We start from the raw sequence: 20,526 nt of genomic DNA on the forward strand, positions 1-20,526 counted from the left end.
AATGTCGAATTATTTCGAGGTTTTACATGGTGGCAGTGATAGCTCTGGGCCACCAAGGCAATACTTGATCAGGAATCGCTCTGGCTCAACTCCACCTGAAAGCGGCAGCCGTTCGGTTCCATGTTCGTCAGACTGACGTTCCAACCCTGGTTTTCGCAAATCCGCTGCACCAGCGACAGACCGAGCCCCAGGCCCTCACCGCGCTTCTCGTTGCCCCGCACGAATGGCTGGAACATCGCTTCGCGTTTTTCCTCGGGAATGCCGACACCACTGTCCTCGACCACAAAACCGGTGGTCGTCAGGGTCAAGCGGATGAACCCGTGTTCGGTGTAATGCAGGGCGTTACGCAGCAGGTTGCCCATGACCGCTTGCAGAAGGGTGGCGTTGTAGCAGGTGCTTGCCGGGTCCCCCGCTTCGAAGATCAGGCTCAGCCCCTTGGCCTCGATCGGCTCGCGCCAGAGATGGAGAAGCCCGTCCGCCACCTGGCTCAGGGTTTGCTGCGGCGCGATGCTGGCGTCGTCACGTTGCGCGCGCGCCAGCATCAGGAAGGTTTGCACCAGCTCACGCATCTCTTCGCAGGCTCGGGCGATTCGCTCGACTTGAGCACGACCCCGTTGATCGATACCGGGATTTTCCAGCAACAACTCACAGGAACTGGCCAGCACCATCAACGGCGTGCGCAGTTCGTGGCTGACGTCACTGGTGAACAAGCGCTCGCGGGACAACGCCTGGCGCAAGCGCCCCAAGGTAGCGTCGAAGGCGACGGCCAGCTCCCCGACTTCATCAGCGGCGTAATCCGGTGCCAGGGGTGGTGCCAGCCCCAACAATTGGTCGCGGTGACGGACCTGACGGGCCAGCCGCACCACCGGCGCCATGACCTTGCGCGCCAGTACCCAGCCGAGAAACACGGCCAACGCCAGGCTCAGCACGAAACCCACCAGTACCACGGCAAACAGCACCCGCTCGCGCTCCTCGAAATCGCTCTGGTCCTGCATCAGCACGTAACGCCGGCCGTCGACGACTTCGACCATCGCGTGGTACGACAGCTGCTCGCGAAACACTTCGTGAAAACCAGGGTCCAGGTGGCGCAAATCCTTGGGCAATTCGAAGTCGCCCGGCCCGCCACTGAAATAGAACAGCTGGTCCGGCTCCGGGCGATGGCTCCAGTCCGACACACTGTCCATCAGCAGCAAGCGTTGCAGATCGCCGCCCAGACCCGCCGAAATCAGTTTCTCTTCCACCAGGTGCACGGTCGCCACAATGCCCATGGCGAAGGCCCCTGCCACCAATGCGCTCATCAGCGCAAAGGCGATGATGATCCGTTGCGCAAGGCTCTGTCTAAACTCCATCACGGCCTTCGGCCAAGCGATAGCCCACACCGTGCACGGTCTGCAGCAAGGGCTTGGCGAACGGTTTGTCGATCACCTGGCGCAATTGGTGGACATGGCTGCGCAGGCTGTCGCTGTCCGGGCAGTCGTCGCCCCACAGCGCCTCTTCGAGAATTTCCCTGCGCAGGACATGAGGACTTTTCTGCATCAGCACGGCCAGCAACTTCAGGCCTACCGGATTGAGTTTCAGCAGCCGCCCTTCGCGGGTGACTTCCAGGGTATCGAGGTCGTAGCTCAGATCGCCGACTTGCAAGGTGCGGCGACCGCCACCCTGGGCCCGACGCATGACCGCTTCAATGCGCGCTGCCAGTTCAGACAGGGCAAAGGGTTTGATCAGGTAATCATCGGCACCGGACTTGAAGCCTTGCAGGCGGTCGTCCAGTTGATCGCGAGCGGTGAGCATGATCACCGGTGTGTCGCGGCGGGCGTCTTCGCGCAGGCGCTTGCACAGGGTGTAGCCGTCGATGCCGGGCAACATGATGTCGAGTACGATCAAGTCGTAATGCTCGGTGGCCGCCAGGTGCAGACCTGACAATCCGTCCTGCGCGCAATCCACGGTATAACCCTTGAGCCCCAGGTAATCGGCCAGATTGGCCAGGATATCGCGGTTGTCTTCAACCAATAGAATTCTCATGGGAACCTCCTGCATACACAGTAACGGCCGTCTTGGCCCGCGCAGCTTAAGGCCAAGTGTGGCTCAGGGCCAGAACTGCGTGCAGATGTCATTCCAGGCCACCTCCCCGTTGCGGCCTTGACGACTTTTTCACTGTTGGTTCACAGGCTGGCGACAGGACGAGGCCCAGACTGCGCGCGGTTGCACGCTTCAAATCATTCAACCGACCAAGGACCTGCCATGGTGTCGACCCCTTTTCGCTGCGCCTCGCGCCCTCTCAATCCCTGGCTTTGCCTGGGTGTCCCCGCTGTCGTGGCGATCATTCTGCTGCTGCTTGAACTGACGTCCCTGGACATGGACCTGGCCAGGCTGTTCTATGACCCGGTCGCGGGGGATTTCATCGGGCGGCATAGTTACCTCCTCGAAAACATCCTGCATGACCGAGCCAAGCAAGTGGTCATCGCGTTCTCGGTGTTGGCCATTCTCGGCTTTATAGCCTCTTTTTTCATGGACAGGCTCAAGCCGATCAAACGGGAACTGGGCTGTCTGGTGCTGTCTCTGGCTTTGGCGACTTCCTTTGTCACGCCTGTCAAAGCAGTGACGGCTGTTCAATGCCCGTGGAGCCTTGAACAGTTCGGCGGTCATGAAACCTACAGCGAACTGCTCAGCCCGCGCCCGCCAACCGACAAACCCGGCCGTTGCTGGCCTGGCGGCCATGCGGCGACCGGTTTCACCCTGTTTGCGCTGTTCTTTGTGCTGCGCGATCGTCGCCCGCGCCTGGCGCGTACGGCATTTGTTTTTGCCTTCACCCTGGGCTCGGTGTTTTCCATCGGCCGGATGATGCAGGGCGCGCATTTCTTTTCGCACAACGTGTGGACAGCGATTTTCTGCTGGTTGATTTGTCTGGGGTCTTACTACTACATCCTGTATCGACCGGCTTTCAAGGCTGAGCGCGTACCCGAAGCAAAACCGGTCAACGCCTGAAATACAAAACCAATGTGGGAGCGAGCTTGCTCGCGATGACGGTAGAACAGACACCTGTGTAGTGACTGCCAGAGCGCTATCGCGAGCAAGCTCGCTCCCACAGGGGGGGCGGTGTGGTTCCAGGATTCGGGGAAATCCGGGCAATAAAAAACCCCGCCTGCTTTCGCAGACGGGGTTTTCATGTACGGGGTAAGGCTGGCTTACATCATGCCGCCCATGCCGCCCATACCGCCCATGTCTGGCATGCCGCCGCCAGCTGGTGCGTCGTCCTTGATCTCGGCGATCATGGCTTCGGTGGTGATCATCAGGCTGGCAATCGACGAAGCCGCTTGCAGAGCCGAACGAGTCACTTTAGCCGGGTCCAGGATACCCATTTCGATCATGTCGCCGTATTCGCCGGTCGCAGCGTTGTAACCGTAGTTACCCGTACCCTGCTTGACCTTGTCGACTACTACGCTTGGCTCGTCGCCGGAGTTGGCAACGATCTGACGCAGTGGCGCTTCAACAGCGCGACGCAGCAACTGGATGCCAACGTTCTGGTCATCGTTGTCGCCTTTCAGCTCGCTGATGGCTTGCAGGGCACGAACCAGTGCCACGCCGCCGCCAGGTACCACGCCTTCTTCAACGGCTGCACGGGTAGCGTGCAGGGCGTCTTCAACGCGGGCTTTCTTCTCTTTCATTTCAACTTCGGAACCAGCGCCAACCTTGATCACTGCAACGCCGCCGGACAGTTTGGCCAGACGCTCTTGCAGTTTTTCACGGTCGTAGTCGGACGAAGTGTCGGCCACTTGCTGACGGATCTGCAGAACGCGAGCCTGGATGTCAGCCTCAACGCCGGCACCGTCGATCACGGTGGTGTTTTCTTTGGACAGGATCACGCGCTTGGCATTACCCAGGTGTTCCAGGGTAGTGCTTTCCAGGCTCAGACCGATCTCTTCGGAGATAACGGTACCGCCAGTCAGGACAGCGATGTCCTGCAGCATGGCCTTGCGACGGTCGCCGAAGCCTGGAGCCTTGACGGCTGCGACTTTAACGATGCCACGCATGTTGTTCACAACCAGAGTCGCCAGGGCTTCGCCTTCGACGTCTTCGGCCACGATCAGCAGTGGACGGCCGGCTTTGGCAACGGCTTCCAGCACTGGCAACATTTCGCGGATGTTCGAGATCTTTTTGTCGACCAGCAGGATCAGCGGACCGTCCAGCTCGGCAGTCATGGTCTCTGGCTTGTTGACGAAGTACGGGGACAGGTAGCCACGGTCGAACTGCATGCCTTCAACAACCGACAGTTCGTTTTCCAGGCCCGAGCCTTCTTCAACAGTGATCACGCCTTCTTTACCGACTTTTTCCATGGCTTCGGCAATGATGTCGCCGATGGAGTTGTCGGAGTTGGCCGAGATGGTGCCGACCTGAGCGATGGCCTTGGTGTCAGCGCAAGGCTTGGACAGGGCTTTGAGCTCTTTGACGATCGCGATGGTCGCTTTGTCGATACCGCGTTTCAGGTCCATCGGGTTCATGCCGGCAGCGACGGCTTTCAGGCCTTCGTTGACGATCGATTGAGCCAGAACGGTAGCGGTGGTGGTGCCGTCGCCTGCGTCATCGTTGGCACGGGAAGCAACGTCTTTGACCAGCTGCGCGCCCATGTTTTCGAAGCGGTCTTTCAGCTCGATTTCTTTTGCAACGGACACGCCGTCCTTGGTGATGGTCGGAGCGCCGAAGCTCTTCTCGATGATCACGTTACGGCCTTTAGGGCCGAGGGTCGCTTTTACTGCGTCAGCCAGGACGTTGACACCGGCGAGCATTTTCTTGCGGGCGGAATCGCCGAATTTAACTTCTTTAGCAGCCATGATCGATATTCCTTAAATACTTTGTAGTAGCGGGAAAATGAGCGGGGATTCAGCCTTCGATAACAGCGAGGATTTCGCTCTCGCCGATAACCAGCAGGTCTTCGCCGTCGACTTTCACGGTGTTGCTGCCGGAGTACGGGCCGAACACAACCTTGTCACCCACTTTCACGGCCAGCGCGCGCACTTCACCGTTTTCCAGTGCTTTGCCCGGGCCTACAGCGAGGACTTCGCCCTGGTTTGGCTTTTCAGCAGCCGAACCTGGCAGGACGATACCGCCAGCGGTTTTCTTTTCTTCTTCGCTGCGACGGACGACGACGCGGTCATGCAGAGGACGAAGCTTCATTGTCGATCTCTCCTAATTGTGGTTTTCATCGGCCGGTGTAGTCCCGGCGGGTTTAACAAATCCGGCGAAGCCGGGTGCGGTTCGGCAAGCGAACCGCGGAAGTCTGTCTGGCGTAATTGCCAGAAACCTTGCGGTGACAGTTACATAAGGGCGTACAAGCCTATTACAAGGGCGGGGGTCAAAAATTTTTCACGTTGTCGCACCGAAAACGAACACGGCACCCGAAGGTGCCGTGTGCTGAAACGATTACTTGGGATCGCGGTGTTCGAACTCGCCTTCGATCACGTCCGGTTCGCGCCCCAGAGGCTGACGCGGAGCCGGACCGCCACGGGGTTGCAGGTCATCGGCGAACGCACGCTGGCGTATCGCCTGTTCCTCGGCACGCTGGCGCATTTTATTGGCCAGCAACCGACGCGAGATCGGCAGCAGCATGATCAGGCCCAACACGTCAGTGACGAAGCCTGGCAGGATCAACAGACCGCCGGCCAGGGCCAGCATCAAGCCTTCGAGCATGGTCTGGGCCGGCAGCTCGCCGCGGTTCAGGCTTTCACGGGCACGCAGTGCAGTGGCCAGACCGGCGATACGCAGCACGAACACGCCGAACATCGAGCCGAGTATGACCAGTAGCAGGGCCGGGAAAAACCCGATCGCCCCGCTCACCTTGACGAATACGAACAGCTCCAACACCGGAAACAGTACAAAGAGCAATAAAAAAGGGCGCATCAAATGGTTCCTCAACGCAAGAATGCCTTGCCAGTCTTCCCTAGATGACGTCGCCGTTTCGTGAATTCAAGCGTCGGCCCCTGCATTTTTCGGCCAATGCTCGGCGTGAGCCAGGAAAACCAGGGCTTCCCGGACTTGTGTCGGCGTATTACACGGAGCCTGGAACGGCAGCCAGTACAGTCCCTGACCAATGCGCAGGTGCATGCCTTCGGTGTCGATACCCGCCAGTTGCGCCGGTTCGCTCTTCGGCAGGCCGGCCAGTTCGACGTAATGAGCGATGGCCTTGGCGTGATCGGCATTCATGTGCTCGACCATGCTCAACTCGGCCTTGCCGGCGAACGGGTTCGCCAGGGTCAACTCGTCGACCCAGTGAATAGCGCCGAAACCGCCGATGTAACGATGGCGCACCGGCTTGAGCACCCAGAAATCGAAATCGTGGGCCTTGTGGTAGCTCTGCGAATCAGGGAAATAGCGATAGTAACGGTCAGCCGCCGCTTCGATGGCGGCCTCGTCCTCGAGCTTTTCTGCTTCGGCGAGGTAGGTCAGGCGACCGACGGCTTGCACGTCTTCGGCCCCGCGCTCGCCGACGAACAATGAGCATTTCGGATCTTTTTGCAGATTGTGGGTGTGCTGGGCGATACGGCTGATCAGGATCAGCGGCCGGCCCTGCTCGTCCAGACAATAAGGAACCACGGAGCCAAACGGGAAACCGGGCATCGCCTTGGAGTGTGTCGAGAGCACTCCTCGATATTCCTTGAGAAGCAATTCTCGGGCATTCTTGGCCGCTTCAACGCTCAATTTATGACTCCTTATATAAATCCGTCTAAAATACGGACGGGCACCTGGAATAAGTTCCAGTACGCCATCGGCGCAGTTCTCATGTGCAACCAGGCATCAGGTGCAGATCGAGAGGCCTTTTGGAAGGAAAACCACTCTGACCTGCTACTGGGGCATGCGAATGCAACTCACTGACAAAGTAATCATTATCACAGGCGGTTGCCAGGGTTTAGGCCGCTCCATGGCCGAGTATTTCGCAGGCCTTGGCGCGAAGCTGGCGCTGGTGGACCTGAACCAGGAAAAACTCGACGACACCGTCGCCGCGTGCAAGGCCAAGGGTATCGAAGCCCGCGCCTACTTGTGCAACGTCGCCAATGAAGAGCAAGTGACGCACATGGTCGCCCGGGTGGCCGACGATTTTGGCGCGATCCATGGTCTGGTCAACAACGCCGGGATCCTGCGCGACGGTCTGCTGGTCAAGGTCAAGGACGGCGAGATGACCAGGATGAGCCTGGCCCAATGGCAGGCGGTCATCGACGTCAACCTGACCGGTGTGTTCCTGTGCACCCGGGAAGTCGCGGCGAAAATGATCGAGCTGAAGACTGGCGGCACGATCATCAATATCTCGTCGATCTCCCGCGCCGGCAACGTCGGCCAGACCAACTACTCCGCCGCCAAGGCCGGGGTGGCTGCAGCAACCGTGACCTGGGCCAAGGAACTGGCACGCTACGGCATTCGTGTGGCGGGCATTGCACCGGGCTTTATCGAAACCGAAATGACCTTGGGCATGAAACCGGAAGCGCTGGAGAAGATGACGTCCGGGATTCCGCTCAAGCGCATGGGCAAGCCTGAAGAGATTGCTCATTCGGCGGCGTACATTTTCGAGAACGACTATTACACCGGGCGGATTCTGGAATTGGATGGCGGGATGCGCATTTAAGGACTGCCAAAAACCACTGTGGGAGCGAGCTTGCTCGCGATAGCGGTGTGTCAGTCACCATCACTGGTGAATGTGACACCCTCATCGCGAGCAAGCTCGCTCCCACAGGTTTTGCGTTTTATCCGAAGGATATCAATCGTCGCTGATGATGATATTCGGCATCGCCGGCGTCACCGCCTCCTGCAACACAATCCGCGCGCCGACATGGCGGGCGAGTTCCTGGTAAACCATTGCGATAGGGCTGTCCGGCTCGGCGATCACGGTTGGCTTGCCGCCATCGGCCTGCTCACGGATAGCCATCGCCAGTGGCAGCGAAGCCAGCAGCTCAACGCCGTACTGGCTGGCCAGCTTCACACCACCACCCTCACCGAACAGATGCTCGGCATGTCCGCAGTTGGAGCAGATGTGCACGGCCATGTTTTCCACCACGCCCAGCACCGGGATGTTGACCTTGCGGAACATCTCCACGCCCTTGCGCGCGTCCAGCAGTGCCAGGTCCTGCGGCGTGGTCACGATCACCGCACCGGCCACCGGGACTTTCTGCGCCAGGGTCAACTGAATGTCGCCGGTGCCAGGGGGCATGTCGATGACCAGGTAATCCAGGTCGCCCCAGGCCGTTTGCGTGACCAGTTGCAACAACGCACCGGAGACCATCGGCCCGCGCCAGACCATCGGCGTGTTGTCGTCGGTCAGGAACGCCATGGACATCACTTCAACGCCATGGGACTCGATCGGCACGAACCATTTCTGATCCTTGATCTTCGGTCGGGTGCCTTCGGGGACTCCGAACATGATGCCCTGGCTCGGGCCGTAGATGTCCGCGTCGAGAATCCCGACCTTGGCGCCTTCGCGGGCCAGGGCCAGGGCCAGGTTGGCGGCGGTGGTGGATTTGCCCACGCCGCCCTTGCCCGACGCCACGGCTACGACATTCTTGACGTTGGCCAGGCCCGGAATCTGCGCCTGGGCCTTGTGCGCGGCGATCACGCTGGTGATGTCGACGCGGGCGGTAGTGACGCCGTCGAGGCCTTCGATGGCCATTTGCAGCATCTGTGCCCAGCCACTTTTGAACAGATCGGCGGCATAACCCAGTTCCAGCTGGACGCTGACGCGATCGCCCTGGATGTCGATGTTGCGCACGCACCCGGCGCTGACCGGGTCCTGGTTCAGGTAAGGGTCGGTGTATTGGCGAAGGACGGCTTCCACCGCTGCGCGATTGACGGCGCTCATGGGCAACTCCGATAGCAAGACTGGAAAATCAGGCGGGTATCCTAACCGTTCTAGGTCATAGACGGCATGCCCGCCGATGATTTGTGGCAAACACATCCCTGTGGCAAGGGAGCTTGCTCCCGCCGACCGGTCCGCGCTCGGGCGCAGCAGTCGCGAATGGGCTAACCCGGTTTTCCGGACAGATCGGCATCGCCGCGTTCGGGGCGGCTTCGCCACCCAGCGGGAGCAAGCTCCCTCGCCACAGTTTTTTGCGATCGCCGCATTTGGATACAGGCACACGGGGTGAAAAATATGCGCCGGCGCTTTATAGTGGCCGACCTCCGTTTCATCAAGTAGCCGAGCCCCATGTCCGAGCCACGCAAGATCCTCGTCACCAGCGCCCTGCCCTATGCCAATGGTTCGATCCATCTTGGCCACATGCTGGAATACATCCAGACCGATATGTGGGTGCGCTTCCAGAAGCACCGCGGTAACCAATGCATTTATGTCTGCGCCGACGACGCCCACGGTTCGGCCATCATGCTGCGCGCGGAAAAGGAAGGCATCACCCCGGAACAACTGATCGCCAACGTCCAGGCTGAACACAGCGCCGACTTTGCCGAGTTCCTGGTGGACTTCGACAACTTCCACTCCACTCACGCCGAAGAAAACCGTGAGCTGTCGAGCCAGATCTACCTGAAGCTGCGCGACGCCGGGCACATCGCCACGCGTTCGATCACGCAGTACTTCGACCCGGAAAAGAAAATGTTCCTGGCCGACCGCTTCATCAAGGGCACTTGCCCGAAATGCGGCACCGAAGACCAGTACGGCGACAACTGCGAAAAATGCGGCGCGACCTACGCACCGACCGACCTGAAGGATCCGAAGTCGGCCATCTCCGGCGCCACTCCGGTGCTCAAGGATTCCCAGCACTTCTTCTTCAAGCTGCCGGACTTCCAGGAAATGCTGCAGGCCTGGACCCGCAGTGGCACCCTGCAAGAAGCCGTGGCCAACAAGATCGCCGAATGGCTCGATGCCGGCCTGCAACAATGGGACATTTCCCGTGATGCGCCGTACTTCGGTTTCGAGATCCCCGACGAGCCGGGCAAGTACTTCTATGTCTGGCTGGACGCGCCGATCGGCTACATGGCCAGCTTCAAGAACCTGTGCGACCGCAAGCCGGAACTGGACTTCGATGCGTTCTGGGGCAAAGACTCCACAGCCGAGCTGTACCATTTCATTGGCAAGGACATCGTCAACTTCCACGCCCTGTTCTGGCCCGCCATGCTCGAAGGCGCCGGTTTCCGTAAACCGACCGGGATCAACGTGCACGGCTACCTGACGGTCAACGGTCAGAAAATGTCCAAGTCCCGTGGCACCTTCATCAAGGCCCGGACCTACCTGGATCACCTGTCGCCGGAATACCTGCGTTACTACTACGCGGCCAAGCTCGGCCGTGGCGTCGACGACCTGGACCTGAACCTCGAAGACTTCGTGCAGAAGGTCAACTCCGACCTGGTCGGCAAAGTCGTCAACATCGCCAGCCGTTGCGCCGGTTTCATCCACAAAGGCAACGCCGGTGTACTGGTGGCGGGCAATGCCGCGCCGGAACTGACCGAAGCGTTCCTCGCCGCAGCGCCGAGCATCGCCGAAGCTTACGAAGCTCGCGATTTTGCCCGCGCCATGCGCGAGATCATGGGCCTGGCCGACCGTGCCAACGCCTGGATCGCCGACAAGGCGCCGTGGTCGCTGAACAAACAGGAAGGCAAGCAGGAAGAAGTCCAGGCCATCTGCGCCCTGGGCATCAACCTGTTCCGCCAACTGGTGATCTTCCTCAAGCCGGTACTGCCGCTGCTGGCTGCCGATGCCGAGGCGTTCCTGAACGTCGCGCCGCTGACCTGGAACGACCACGCCACCTTGCTCAGCAACCATCAGTTGAACGAGTTCAAGCCGTTGATGACCCGTATCGACCCGGTGAAAGTGCAAGCCATGACCGATGCTTCGAAAGAAGACCTGACCGCCAGCCAGACCGACACCGGCGACGCCGCGCCTGCCGGCAACGGCGAGCTGGCCAAGGATCCGCTGTCGCCGGAGATCGAGTTCGACGCCTTTGCCGCGGTCGACCTGCGCGTCGCCCTGATCGTCAAGGCCGAACACGTGGAAGGTGCCGACAAGCTGCTGCGCCTGACCCTGGACATCGGTGATGAGCAACGCAACGTGTTCTCCGGGATCAAGAGCGCTTACCCGGATCCGTCCAAGCTGGATGGTCGCCTGACCATGATGATCGCCAACCTCAAGCCCCGCAAAATGAAATTCGGCATCTCCGAAGGCATGGTGATGGCCGCCGGTCCCGGCGGCGAAGAAATCTACCTGCTCAGCCCCGACAGTGGCGCCAAGCCAGGTCAGCGCATCAAGTAACGCTCTGCGGTAAATCGATCCCACAGTCGTGCCCGGCGCGCCTGTGGGATTTTCATGTCTGGCCCACCCTCCGTCCTTGCCGGATAATGCCTAACCTTGTTAGACAGCTCCATTGGAAAGCCCCCGTTCTTGCCGGCACGATCATGACCGAGATACTGCTTACGCTTATCAGCACTGCCCTGATCAACAACCTCGTGTTGCACTGGCCGCTGGGCGTCGATCCACTGCTGGGCACCGAACGCCGCCAGGTTCATGCGTTGGGTCTGGCGACGACTTGCCTGATGCTGATCGTCGGCATGCTCGGCTATGCGCTCTACCACTGGCTGCTGATGCCGCTGGAGCTGACGCCGCTGCGCCTGTTCGTATTTCTGCCGCTGAGCGTTCTGTTGATCGCGCCAATGTTGAAGCTGCTGGCGCGGTTGTTTGCGAAGCTTTCGTTTGAAGGCCTCTGGCCGCTGTTGCTGGGCAACGCCGGCGTGCTCGGCCTGGCGCTGATCAATGTTCAGAACGACAAGGGATTCTTTCACGCCACGGCCATGAGCCTGGGCGCCGGGCTGGGTTTCTGGCTGGTACTGAGTCTGTTCAGCGACTTGCGCCAGCGCACACTCGATAACGATGTCCCCCTGCCCTTTCGCGGCCTGCCGATCGATCTGATCGGTGCCGGACTGATCGCAGTGGCTTTTCTCGGATTCAGCGGGTTGATCAAAACATGAGTCTGATTCAACGCATCGACGCCCTCTTGCCGCAGACCCAGTGCGGCAAGTGCGGCCACCCCGGATGCAAGCCGTACGCCGAAGGCATCGCCAGCGGCGAGCCGATCAACAAGTGCCCGCCGGGCGGCAGCGAAACCATCGCGGCCCTGGCTGAACTGCTGAAGGTGCCGGTGCTGGAGCTGGACATCAGTCGCGGTGCGGCGCCCGCGCAAATCGCCTATATCCGCGAGGCCGAGTGCATCGGTTGCACCAAATGCATCCAGGCTTGCCCGGTGGACGCCATCGTCGGTGCAGCCAAACTGATGCACACGGTCATCGTCGACGAATGCACCGGTTGCGACCTCTGTGTAGCGCCCTGCCCGGTGGATTGCATCGAGATGCGGCCGTTGCCGCTGGCCACGGTAGTGCCGGTGGTCGGCGGCCTGGCGTTCAGTCTTGAACAGCAACAGGCTCGCGCCACCAAACGCGATCACGCGCGGCGCCGGTTCGAACAGCGCAACGCCCGCTTGCGTCGTGAAGAAGAACAGAAACTCGCCGAGCGCCACGCCCGGGCGCAACGCGCCGTCCCGCAGCACAGTGACGTGACGCTCGATCCGGTGCAGGCAGCTCTCGAACGCGTACGCGCGCAAAAGGCCGCCAATGCCGATGCGGTGTTGAAAAAGGCGAAGATCGATCTGGCGATGAGCCGCGCGCAACTGAACAAATCGCTCAAGGCTTTCGGGCATCCGCCGACGTTCGAACAGCAATCGCAGCTGATCGTGCTGCAACAGCAGTTCGAGGCCGCCGAGCAAGTCTTGGCCAGACTGGAGAGCGGTGCTGCACCTGCCCCGGCGCCTGTTGTCCCGGTGAAGAATGCGCAGCTGAATCGGGCGAAAATCCAATTGGCCATGCGCCGCGCCGAACTCAAGAAAGCTCAAGCCAGTGACGCACCGGTCGAACACATCGCAGCGCTGGAGCGCGCAGTCACTGAAGCCGAGCACCAGGTGGATGCCCATGCCCCTTCTTGAATCGGCCGACGAGCGCCTCCAGCAGGCCATGAAGCTGGTATTGCTGGCCACGGTGCCGGGGCTGCTGATGTTGTTCTGGTGGTATGGCTGGGGCGTGTTGATCAACCTGATTCTGACGGGTATGACCGCACTGGCGGTTGAAGCAATGGTGTTGCAACTGCGCAAGCGTCCCATCAAACCGACATTGAGCGATGGCAGCGCGCTGGTCAGTGCGACGCTGCTGGCACTGGCTTTGCCGCCTTATTGCCCGTGGTGGCTGACGGTCAGTGCTGCGGCTTTTGCGCTGTTGTTTGGCAAACACCTGTATGGCGGCGTCGGCAGGAATCCGTTCAACCCGGCCATGCTCGGTTTTGCCCTGGTGCTGGTGGCCTTTCCCCAGCAGATGACCCACTGGCCATCGTCCCATGGCATGGACCTGCTCGGTGGCTTGCGGCAGGTGTTCGGTTTCACTCTCGGCCAGACGCCGGATGCCTGGGCCCAGGCCACGGCACTGGACAGCCTGCGGATCAACAAAAGCCTGACCATGGACGAACTGTTCGCCGATAACCCGGCATTCGGCCACTTCGGCGCGCGTGGTGTGGAATGGGTCAACCTGGGCTTTTTGGCGGGCGGCGCGTTTCTGCTGCAACGGCGGGTGTTCAGCTGGCACGCGCCGGTCGGCATGTTGGCCAGCCTGTTCGTGATCAGTCTGCTGTGCTGGAATGGTACCGGCTCCGATTCCCATGGTTCACCGCTGTTTCATCTGCTCACCGGCGCGAGCATGCTGGGTGCATTCTTCATTGTCACCGAACCGGTGTCCGGCGCCAAAAGCCCCGGTGCCCGACTGCTGTTCGGCGCGGGCGTGGGCCTACTGACGTATGTGCTTCGCACCTGGGGCGGCTATCCGGACGGCGTAGCCTTTGCCGTACTGCTGATGAACCTCTGTGTACCGGCGCTGGAGCGGATTGCCGCCTCCAGGCAGGAGCGGGTTGAACCATGAGCCGAGCGTCGAGCGCTGTGATTCTGGTGTTGCTGTCGGGCCTGGGGATAGGTGCGACCTACCTCGTGCAGCACACCAGCGCGCCGCGCATTGCGGCTGAACAGCGCCTGATCGACAGTCGGAACCTGCTCGACCTGCTGCCCCCTGATAGCTACGACAATCAGCCTCTGGAACAGCCACTGGGCCTGGCAAACATTGTCTTGCCCAACAGCACACTGCTGGGGGGTTACCGGGCGACCAAGGCGGGTAAACCCGGCGCGGTATTGCTGCGCAGCCAGACCCTGGGCTATGCGGGTGCCATCGACCTGCTGATCGCCATCGATGCAAACGGCAAACTGCTGGGCGTCAAAACCCTCAGACAATCGGAAACCCCGGGGCTCGGCGCCCGTATTGCCGATTGGCCCAATACCTGGCTTCAGATTTTCACCGGGAAATCCCGAACCGAACCTGCCGACAATGGCTGGGCGTTGAAAAAGGACCAGGGACAATTCGATCAGGTCGCCGGCGCGACCATCACTTCCAGAGCAGTGATCAACGCCATTCATGACGCGTTGCGCTATTTCGACGAACACTCGCAACAGCTGATCGGGAGCAGCGCCCATGAATAACTTATCGACTCTGCAAAACTCGCTGATGCTGGCGCCACTGGTCGGCGCGACGGACTCACTGATGAAGGCCCTGGGCTTGTGGCTGATGTTCTTCGTGGTGAGCAGTGCCTTTGGCCTGTGCATGGGTGCCTTGCGACCTCGGCTGATTCCGGCGACTCACGTATTAGCCGGCGTCGTGCTGGCAGCCACGCTGACCAGTTGCGCTGAACTCGGGGCGCAAGCCTGGTCGCTTCAATGGCATCAACATTTGGGGTTGTATGCCGGATTGATTGCCTTGCAATGCGTCGTCATGGACCAGAGCGGTTTTTTCCAGCGTACATGGCGTGATCGCCTGCGCCTGTGTGGCCTGTTCGGCGCGCTGATGACGGGTATGGGCCTGCTGCGAGAGCTTATGGGCAGCGGCACACTGGCAGGCCACCTGCCGTGGCTGGCTGGCGCCACGCAACCGGACTGGCAAGGCTGGGTCCTGACCGCCGACGGTGGATTGCGCCTGGCTATCCTGGCGCCCGGTGGATTCATTCTGCTCGGGCTGCTGCTCGCCGCCTGGCAGGCCTGGGCGCACCCGACTCCTTCACACTGACTGTCTTCGAGGAAAATCACTGTCCATGAATGCTGCAAAACGCCTGGAAATTTTCCGCAGGTTTCACGAAGACAACCCGGAACCGAAAACCGAACTGGCCTACTCGTCGCCGTTCGAACTACTGATCGCCGTGATTCTTTCGGCACAGTCGACCGATGTCGGCGTCAACAAGGCCACTGCTAAACTCTTTCCGGTGGCCAATACTCCAGCCGCGATTCATGCCTTGGGCGTCGAGGGATTGTCGGAATACATCAAGACGATCGGATTGTTCAACAGCAAAGCGAAAAACGTGATCGAGACCTGTCGCTTGCTGGTGGAGCGCCATGGGGGCGTAGTGCCGCAAACTCGAGAAGAACTGGAAGCGCTACCCGGCGTCGGCCGCAAGACGGCCAACGTGGTGCTTAATACCGCCTTCCGTCAGCTGACCATGGCCGTGGACACCCATATCTTCCGGGTCAGCAATCGTACCGGGATTGCTCCGGGCAAGAATGTGGTCGAGGTCGAGACAAAACTGATGAAGTTCGTGCCGAAGCAATACCTGCTCGATTCCCATCACTGGCTGATTCTCCACGGTCGCTACGTCTGCCTGGCTCGCAAGCCCCGCTGTGGCAGTTGCCGGATTGAAGACCTGTGCGAATACAAGCACAAGACCTCGGACGATTGAGGCGCTATTAGGTTTTTTGATTTATCGATTGAAAAAATCTTTTTTACCCGCCGCACGAATGTCGATATAAGGAGCGCCAAAGGCAGTCTTAGCCTGGAGTTGACCTTATGAGTACTGGCAAAGAGCAATTGGACGTAGAAGACGACTTCACCCCCGTCGAGGCTGATGACGCCGAACCTGTTGTTGAAGTGGCAAAGACCAACCTCAGTAAACGCCGCACCATTGACAATCTGCTGGAGGAGCGCCGACTGCAAAAGCAATTGGCCGATTACGATTTTGATCTATGACACCTCAAAAGCCTCCCGAAACGGAGGCTTTTTACCACGTGCCGCCCCCTGATAAACGCCTAACGCCTATCGTCAACGTTGCCACCGTTACACCAGACCATTGCGTTGCGCCAATTCGATCAGATCGACCAGGGAACGCGCATTGAGCTTCAATAACAAGCGCGTCTTGTAAGTGCTGACGGTTTTATTGCTAAGGAACATTCCGTCGGCAATCTCCTTGTTGGTCCTTCCCCGGGCCAATTGCTGCAACACCATCATTTCCCGCCCCGACAGACGATCCACCATATCGGATTCACTGGCATTGCCCAGATTGGAACGCACTGTGTGCAGAGCTTGATTCGGAAAATAACTGTAGCCTGATACCACAGCCTTTATTGCGCTGAGCAATTCAGTGAGTTCCTGTTGCTTGCAGACATATCCGGCAGCCCCCGATTGCATGCAACGCATGGAGAAATGACCCGGCACCTGGGACGTCAATATCAATACTTTCATTGGCATTGCTGCCGATGTCAGACGCGCAATGACTTCCAACCCATCGAGTTTCGGAATGCCAATATCCAGAATGACAATATCGGGCATAAGTTCGCGGGCAAGCTGTAACGCATCCACGCCATTATCTGTTTCTGCAATGACTTCGTAGCCATGACGCTCCATCAGCATACGTACCGCGAGACGAATGACGGGGTGATCATCCACGATCAGCACTTTATTCATGGGCAAGTCCAATTTCGCTGTTCGAATTTTTAGAGCCCGCACAATAGCCTAGTCGTTTCGCCCATGGCATGCCGCCCCCCCCAGCCACCCACAGCAAGAGACATTCCCTACATACAACACAGATTATTCCTACAAAAATTCTTCGAATACACTGCATCAGAAAACTTATCAGGCGCTCGACCGGCCATTCTTCAGCAGTTTTTTGTATCGATTTGCAACCATAAAACAAACAAAAAGACGCAGATCCCGAAAATCCGACCTGCAACGACGCTTGAACTATCCTGAAAAGTAACCGATATTTTCCAGACCCGGACGCACATTCAAAACGTTATCCATCCAGCGTCTTCTCACCCATACAGCCAAACAACAAACAAAGATCCTAACACAATGAAACAGATATACCCGAAACACTAACAAACAGCTACCATCTCGAATAGCAGACCAAAACCGCCTCCACAAACCCAAGAGAAAAGACATACTTTAATGAGAACAAAACATGGAACATATAAAACAAAGAATCACCAATCCCCTGACACTCATCGCGATATTCGCAACCCTGTCTGAAACTTCAGCAGCGGTCTCCCTGCCCTTCCTTGATGATGAAGACAGAAACATCTACGTCTGGTTCTTGATCAGCTTTCCTTTTTATCTGCTCTTCCTTTTCTTTGCCACACTCAACTTCAACTATCGATCGCTTTACGCACCTTCCGATTTTGAAAAAGGCGAGCACTTCATAAAAGCGATGAACAAGGCCGGGCGCCCGGGAAAGAGTGAACCCAGGTTGACACACAAAAAACCGACCCGAAGCCAATCGACGATTGATCGCGGATCCACTCCCCCTCCCGGTTACGCACAGGACCCACCCGGGACGGATCTACAGACCGCGCCGGAACACTACGTCTGCCTGCCGGAGCGACTCAAAGACCTGTACATCATCGATGTACGCGGGATGAGCCAAAAAATCGAGATGGGTGCCTCGCTGAAAAATATTCAACAAGATCAGGGAAAAGGTGCGTATGCAATCGTGTTCGTCACCTGCACTGAATCACAGAGGCTACTGAAGGAGAGCCTATTCAAACATGCAAAAAACACAAAGAAACACAGTGGTGCATCGCTCTATGTTGCTTACAATTTGAATTCAAATGACGTGACGGTCATCGATCAAACGCATCCATTGACGTAGGAAAGTCAATAGCGATTGAAGACCAGGTAGAGGCAGACAGGAAAGTCATCAGCACGCGGCAACGCACTGTCAGGCAGAACATCCCCCATTCAGATCTGTGGCCTTGTCAAAGACAAGGCCACAGATTCAATTACGCTCGTCGCACTACGCTATCTGACCTCTCAGAACAGCTTGCGGCCTTTGTTCGCCGCAATACGCATGCGCAAGGCGTTGAGCTTGATGAAGCCCGCCGCATCGGCCTGGTTGTAGGCGCCGCCATCCTCCTCGAAGGTCGCGATGTTGGCATCGAACAGCGATTCGTCGGACTTGCGGCCAGTGACAATCACGTTGCCTTTGTACAGCTTCAGGCGCACGACGCCGTTCACATGAGCCTGGGAAGCATCGATCATCTGTTGCAGCATCAGACGCTCAGGGCTCCACCAGTAACCGGTGTAGATCAGGCTGGCGTATTTCGGCATCAGCTCATCCTTGAGGTGAGCCACTTCGCGGTCCAGAGTGATCGATTCGATCGCACGGTGGGCGCGCAGCATGATGGTGCCGCCAGGGGTTTCGTAGCAGCCACGGGACTTCATGCCCACGTAACGGTTCTCGACGATGTCGAGACGGCCGATACCGTGTTCGCCACCGATACGGTTCAGGGTCGCCAGCACGGTGGCCGGGGTCATTTCGACACCGTCCAGCGCCACGATATCGCCGTTGCGGTAGGTCAGTTCCAGGTACTGCGCCTTGTCAGGAGCCTTCTCCGGGGAGACGGTCCATTTCCACATGTCTTCTTCGTGCTCGGTCCAGGTGTCTTCCAGCACGCCGCCTTCATAGGAGATGTGCAGCAGGTTGGCATCCATCGAGTACGGGGATTTTTTCTTGCCGTGACGCTCGATCGGGATGTTGTGCTTTTCAGCGTAATCCATCAGCTTTTCACGGGACAGCAGGTCCCATTCACGCCACGGAGCGATGACCTTCACGCCTGGCTTCAAAGCATAGGCACCCAGTTCGAAACGCACCTGGTCGTTACCCTTGCCGGTCGCGCCGTGGGAAATGGCGTCAGCACCGGTTTCGTTGGCGATTTCGATCAGGCGCTTGGCGATCAACGGACGAGCGATGGAAGTACCCAGCAGGTACTCGCCTTCATAAACGGTGTTGGCGCGGAACATCGGGAACACGAAATCACGCACGAATTCTTCGCGCAGATCGTCGATGTAGATTTCTTTTACGCCCATGGCCTGAGCCTTGGCGCGGGCCGGTTCGACCTCTTCGCCCTGACCCAGGTCAGCGGTGAAGGTCACGACTTCACAGTTATAAGTATCCTGCAGCCACTTGAGGATCACCGAAGTGTCCAGGCCGCCGGAATACGCCAGAACGACCTTGTTTACGTCCGCCATGCCATCACTCCACGGGGTTCTACGGAAAGCCGTCAAGTCTACCGGTCATGCAGAATAATTTACAGAGGCGCGACAGCTTATGACGACGAAGCGACAGATTATGTCAAGCGAGCGACGATTACAGCGCGTTCAGGACGTCGATGCCGCGCTCGCCGTCGCCGTGGCGCGAGGGGTCGGCTTTTCGGTCGGCGCCACCCGCGCGAGATGCACATTGACCCGACGGTTCTTCGCCCGGTTGGCGGCAGTGGTGTTGGGCGCCAACGGATAACGTTCACCGTGGAAGCGCAGGATGATCTGCGACGCCTGAACACCGTTGGCCTTGAAGAACTCCATGACCGCCAGGGCCCGGCGCCGCGACAGGTCCCGGTTGGTCAGGCGGTTGCCGCTGTTGTCGGAGTGACCATCGAGCTCGATGTGATTGACCGTCGGGTCGGCCTTCATGAACTCCAGCATCATTTGCAATTGCGCCTTGGCCTGCGCGTCGAGATCGATGCCTTCGCCGGGGAAGCCGATCCGGGATTGTCTGACCTGCTCGAAACTCTTCGGCAGCAGCTTCGCCACACAGCCCTGGTATTCGTTGAAGGCCTTGCTGAACTTGACCGGCAACAGACGCACTTCCGATACCCGGCCATCGCCCGAATATTGCCGCACCACTGGACTGCGGCCGTCCATCAAGCCACTGATCAAGCGCCCGGCCTGTATGTGCGAGCTGTTGAACAGCACATTGCCACTACCGATTCGCACGGCACCGAGGTTGATGTCGCCGCGCCCCGGCTGCCATGGCGCCGCAGCCGCCAGCAAGGTCGCCGAACCGCCGCCGATCATCGCGTTATAAGCTTTCAGACGAAACGTCGCCTGCTCACCGGCGCGGCGCACGAACTCACCCGAGCCAAAATCGGTGATCGGCTGAGTCAGGCGGCATTCGAACGGGTCACCTTCGACCGTCCACTCGATGCTCTCCAGGCGAGTCTGGAACGTGAGCGCCATCGCAGGAAGGCTGGCAAACACACTGAGCAAGGCTAAATAACGCTGGCGCACGGGAGGCTCCACTGGCTTGTGCAACAAAAAGACCGACACACATAGGTTCACGGCATACCTGTCGGATATCGGAAGCTTTCCGCAAAACTTGATAGCGAGTGCCTGGAAGAGTCTTTTCCGGTAGCATTCCCCAGAGTT

21 protein-coding genes are annotated in these 20,526 nt (G+C 58.9%); 11 read left to right on the forward strand and 10 right to left on the reverse strand.

Annotation, left to right across the window (positions count from 1 at the left end; genetic code table 11):
- Positions 1–68: 68 nt before the first annotated feature.
- Both ACA067_RS26355 and colR read right to left on the reverse strand, forming a co-directional pair.
- The gene (locus tag ACA067_RS26355) at positions 69–1,349 is read right to left on the reverse strand and encodes a sensor histidine kinase (RefSeq protein WP_497459179.1); all 1,281 of its coding nucleotides are present in this window, start codon (positions 1,347–1,349) and stop codon (positions 69–71) included.
- Complete coding sequence (gene colR, locus ACA067_RS26360) at positions 1,339–2,022, reverse strand: two-component system response regulator ColR (protein ID WP_008032118.1); 684 nt, start codon at positions 2,020–2,022, stop codon at positions 1,339–1,341. Before colR ends, ACA067_RS26355 begins: the two co-directional genes overlap by 11 nt.
- 219 nt (positions 2,023–2,241) lie before the next feature.
- Here colR and ACA067_RS26365 point away from each other — a divergent pair, with 219 nt between their 5' ends.
- On the forward strand, positions 2,242–2,985 hold the full coding sequence (locus ACA067_RS26365) for a phosphatase PAP2 family protein (RefSeq protein WP_497459180.1): 744 nt from the start codon (positions 2,242–2,244) through the stop codon (positions 2,983–2,985).
- A 200-nt stretch (positions 2,986–3,185) separates the two neighbouring features.
- Here the strand turns inward: ACA067_RS26365 and groL are convergent, their stop codons facing one another.
- The 4 genes from groL to ACA067_RS26385 form a co-directional block, all read right to left on the reverse strand.
- On the reverse strand, positions 3,186–4,829 hold the full coding sequence (gene groL / locus ACA067_RS26370; RefSeq protein WP_497459181.1) for a chaperonin GroEL: 1,644 nt from the start codon (positions 4,827–4,829) through the stop codon (positions 3,186–3,188).
- Positions 4,830–4,878: 49 nt separating this feature from the next.
- Positions 4,879–5,172 carry a co-chaperone GroES gene (locus tag ACA067_RS26375; protein WP_008155545.1) on the reverse strand — a complete coding sequence of 98 codons (294 nt, stop codon included), beginning with the start codon at positions 5,170–5,172 and terminating at the stop codon, positions 4,879–4,881.
- A gap of 246 nt (positions 5,173–5,418) precedes the next feature.
- Positions 5,419–5,895 (reverse strand): FxsA family protein, encoded by a 477-nt coding sequence (locus ACA067_RS26380; protein WP_128872612.1) that lies wholly within the window; start codon positions 5,893–5,895, stop codon positions 5,419–5,421.
- Between the two features lie 66 nt (positions 5,896–5,961).
- A complete protein-coding gene (locus ACA067_RS26385; RefSeq protein ID WP_497459182.1) occupies positions 5,962–6,693 on the reverse strand; it encodes a HugZ family pyridoxamine 5'-phosphate oxidase in 732 nt (243 codons plus the stop codon).
- Between the two features lie 160 nt (positions 6,694–6,853).
- Here ACA067_RS26385 and ACA067_RS26390 point away from each other — a divergent pair, with 160 nt between their 5' ends.
- The gene (locus ACA067_RS26390) at positions 6,854–7,612 is read left to right on the forward strand and encodes an SDR family oxidoreductase (protein WP_497459183.1); all 759 of its coding nucleotides are present in this window, start codon (positions 6,854–6,856) and stop codon (positions 7,610–7,612) included.
- Positions 7,613–7,744: 132 nt separating this feature from the next.
- Here the strand turns inward: ACA067_RS26390 and apbC are convergent, their stop codons facing one another.
- The gene (apbC, locus tag ACA067_RS26395; RefSeq protein WP_497459184.1) at positions 7,745–8,839 is read right to left on the reverse strand and encodes an iron-sulfur cluster carrier protein ApbC; all 1,095 of its coding nucleotides are present in this window, start codon (positions 8,837–8,839) and stop codon (positions 7,745–7,747) included.
- Between the two features lie 345 nt (positions 8,840–9,184).
- Between apbC and metG the strand changes: the two genes are divergently transcribed.
- The 8 genes from metG (at position 9,185) to ACA067_RS26435 (ending at position 16,074) form a co-directional block, all read left to right on the forward strand.
- On the forward strand, positions 9,185–11,236 hold the full coding sequence (gene metG, locus ACA067_RS26400; protein ID WP_497459185.1) for a methionine--tRNA ligase: 2,052 nt from the start codon (positions 9,185–9,187) through the stop codon (positions 11,234–11,236).
- Positions 11,237–11,379: 143 nt separating this feature from the next.
- Complete coding sequence (locus ACA067_RS26405; protein WP_497459186.1) at positions 11,380–11,949, forward strand: electron transport complex protein RnfA; 570 nt, start codon at positions 11,380–11,382, stop codon at positions 11,947–11,949.
- Positions 11,946–12,956, forward strand: a complete 1,011-nt coding sequence (gene rsxB / locus ACA067_RS26410; RefSeq protein ID WP_497459187.1) for an electron transport complex subunit RsxB — start codon at positions 11,946–11,948, stop codon at positions 12,954–12,956. The genes ACA067_RS26405 and rsxB overlap by 4 nt, the downstream gene beginning before the upstream one ends.
- Positions 12,943–13,935, forward strand: coding sequence for an RnfABCDGE type electron transport complex subunit D (locus ACA067_RS26415; protein ID WP_497459188.1), 993 nt, complete (start codon positions 12,943–12,945; stop codon positions 13,933–13,935). The genes rsxB and ACA067_RS26415 overlap by 14 nt, the downstream gene beginning before the upstream one ends.
- A complete protein-coding gene (locus ACA067_RS26420; RefSeq protein WP_497459189.1) occupies positions 13,932–14,543 on the forward strand; it encodes an RnfABCDGE type electron transport complex subunit G in 612 nt (203 codons plus the stop codon). The genes ACA067_RS26415 and ACA067_RS26420 overlap by 4 nt, the downstream gene beginning before the upstream one ends.
- Complete coding sequence (locus ACA067_RS26425; RefSeq protein WP_497459190.1) at positions 14,536–15,123, forward strand: Rnf-Nqr domain containing protein; 588 nt, start codon at positions 14,536–14,538, stop codon at positions 15,121–15,123. The genes ACA067_RS26420 and ACA067_RS26425 overlap by 8 nt, the downstream gene beginning before the upstream one ends.
- A 25-nt stretch (positions 15,124–15,148) precedes the next feature.
- Positions 15,149–15,787, forward strand: coding sequence for an endonuclease III (nth, locus tag ACA067_RS26430; RefSeq protein WP_497459191.1), 639 nt, complete (start codon positions 15,149–15,151; stop codon positions 15,785–15,787).
- Between the two features lie 107 nt (positions 15,788–15,894).
- Positions 15,895–16,074: a PA3496 family putative envelope integrity protein gene (locus ACA067_RS26435; RefSeq protein WP_007898493.1), complete on the forward strand. Its 180-nt coding sequence runs from the start codon at positions 15,895–15,897 to the stop codon at positions 16,072–16,074.
- 87 nt (positions 16,075–16,161) lie between these two features.
- Here the strand turns inward: ACA067_RS26435 and ACA067_RS26440 are convergent, their stop codons facing one another.
- Positions 16,162–16,788 (reverse strand): response regulator, encoded by a 627-nt coding sequence (locus tag ACA067_RS26440; RefSeq protein WP_497459192.1) that lies wholly within the window; start codon positions 16,786–16,788, stop codon positions 16,162–16,164.
- A 496-nt stretch (positions 16,789–17,284) separates the two neighbouring features.
- On the opposite strand from ACA067_RS26440, the gene ACA067_RS26445 reads away from it, so the two are divergent.
- On the forward strand, positions 17,285–17,971 hold the full coding sequence (locus ACA067_RS26445; protein ID WP_497459193.1) for a hypothetical protein: 687 nt from the start codon (positions 17,285–17,287) through the stop codon (positions 17,969–17,971).
- A gap of 161 nt (positions 17,972–18,132) precedes the next feature.
- On the opposite strand, the gene ACA067_RS26450 is transcribed toward ACA067_RS26445, so the two are convergent.
- Both ACA067_RS26450 and ACA067_RS26455 read right to left on the reverse strand, forming a co-directional pair.
- On the reverse strand, positions 18,133–19,350 hold the full coding sequence (locus ACA067_RS26450) for an argininosuccinate synthase (RefSeq protein WP_007898502.1): 1,218 nt from the start codon (positions 19,348–19,350) through the stop codon (positions 18,133–18,135).
- A gap of 129 nt (positions 19,351–19,479) precedes the next feature.
- Complete coding sequence (locus ACA067_RS26455) at positions 19,480–20,388, reverse strand: flagellar protein MotY (RefSeq protein ID WP_497459194.1); 909 nt, start codon at positions 20,386–20,388, stop codon at positions 19,480–19,482.
- Positions 20,389–20,526: the final 138 nt, after the last annotated feature.

Source organism: Pseudomonas sp. LBUM1674, assembly GCF_059695635.1.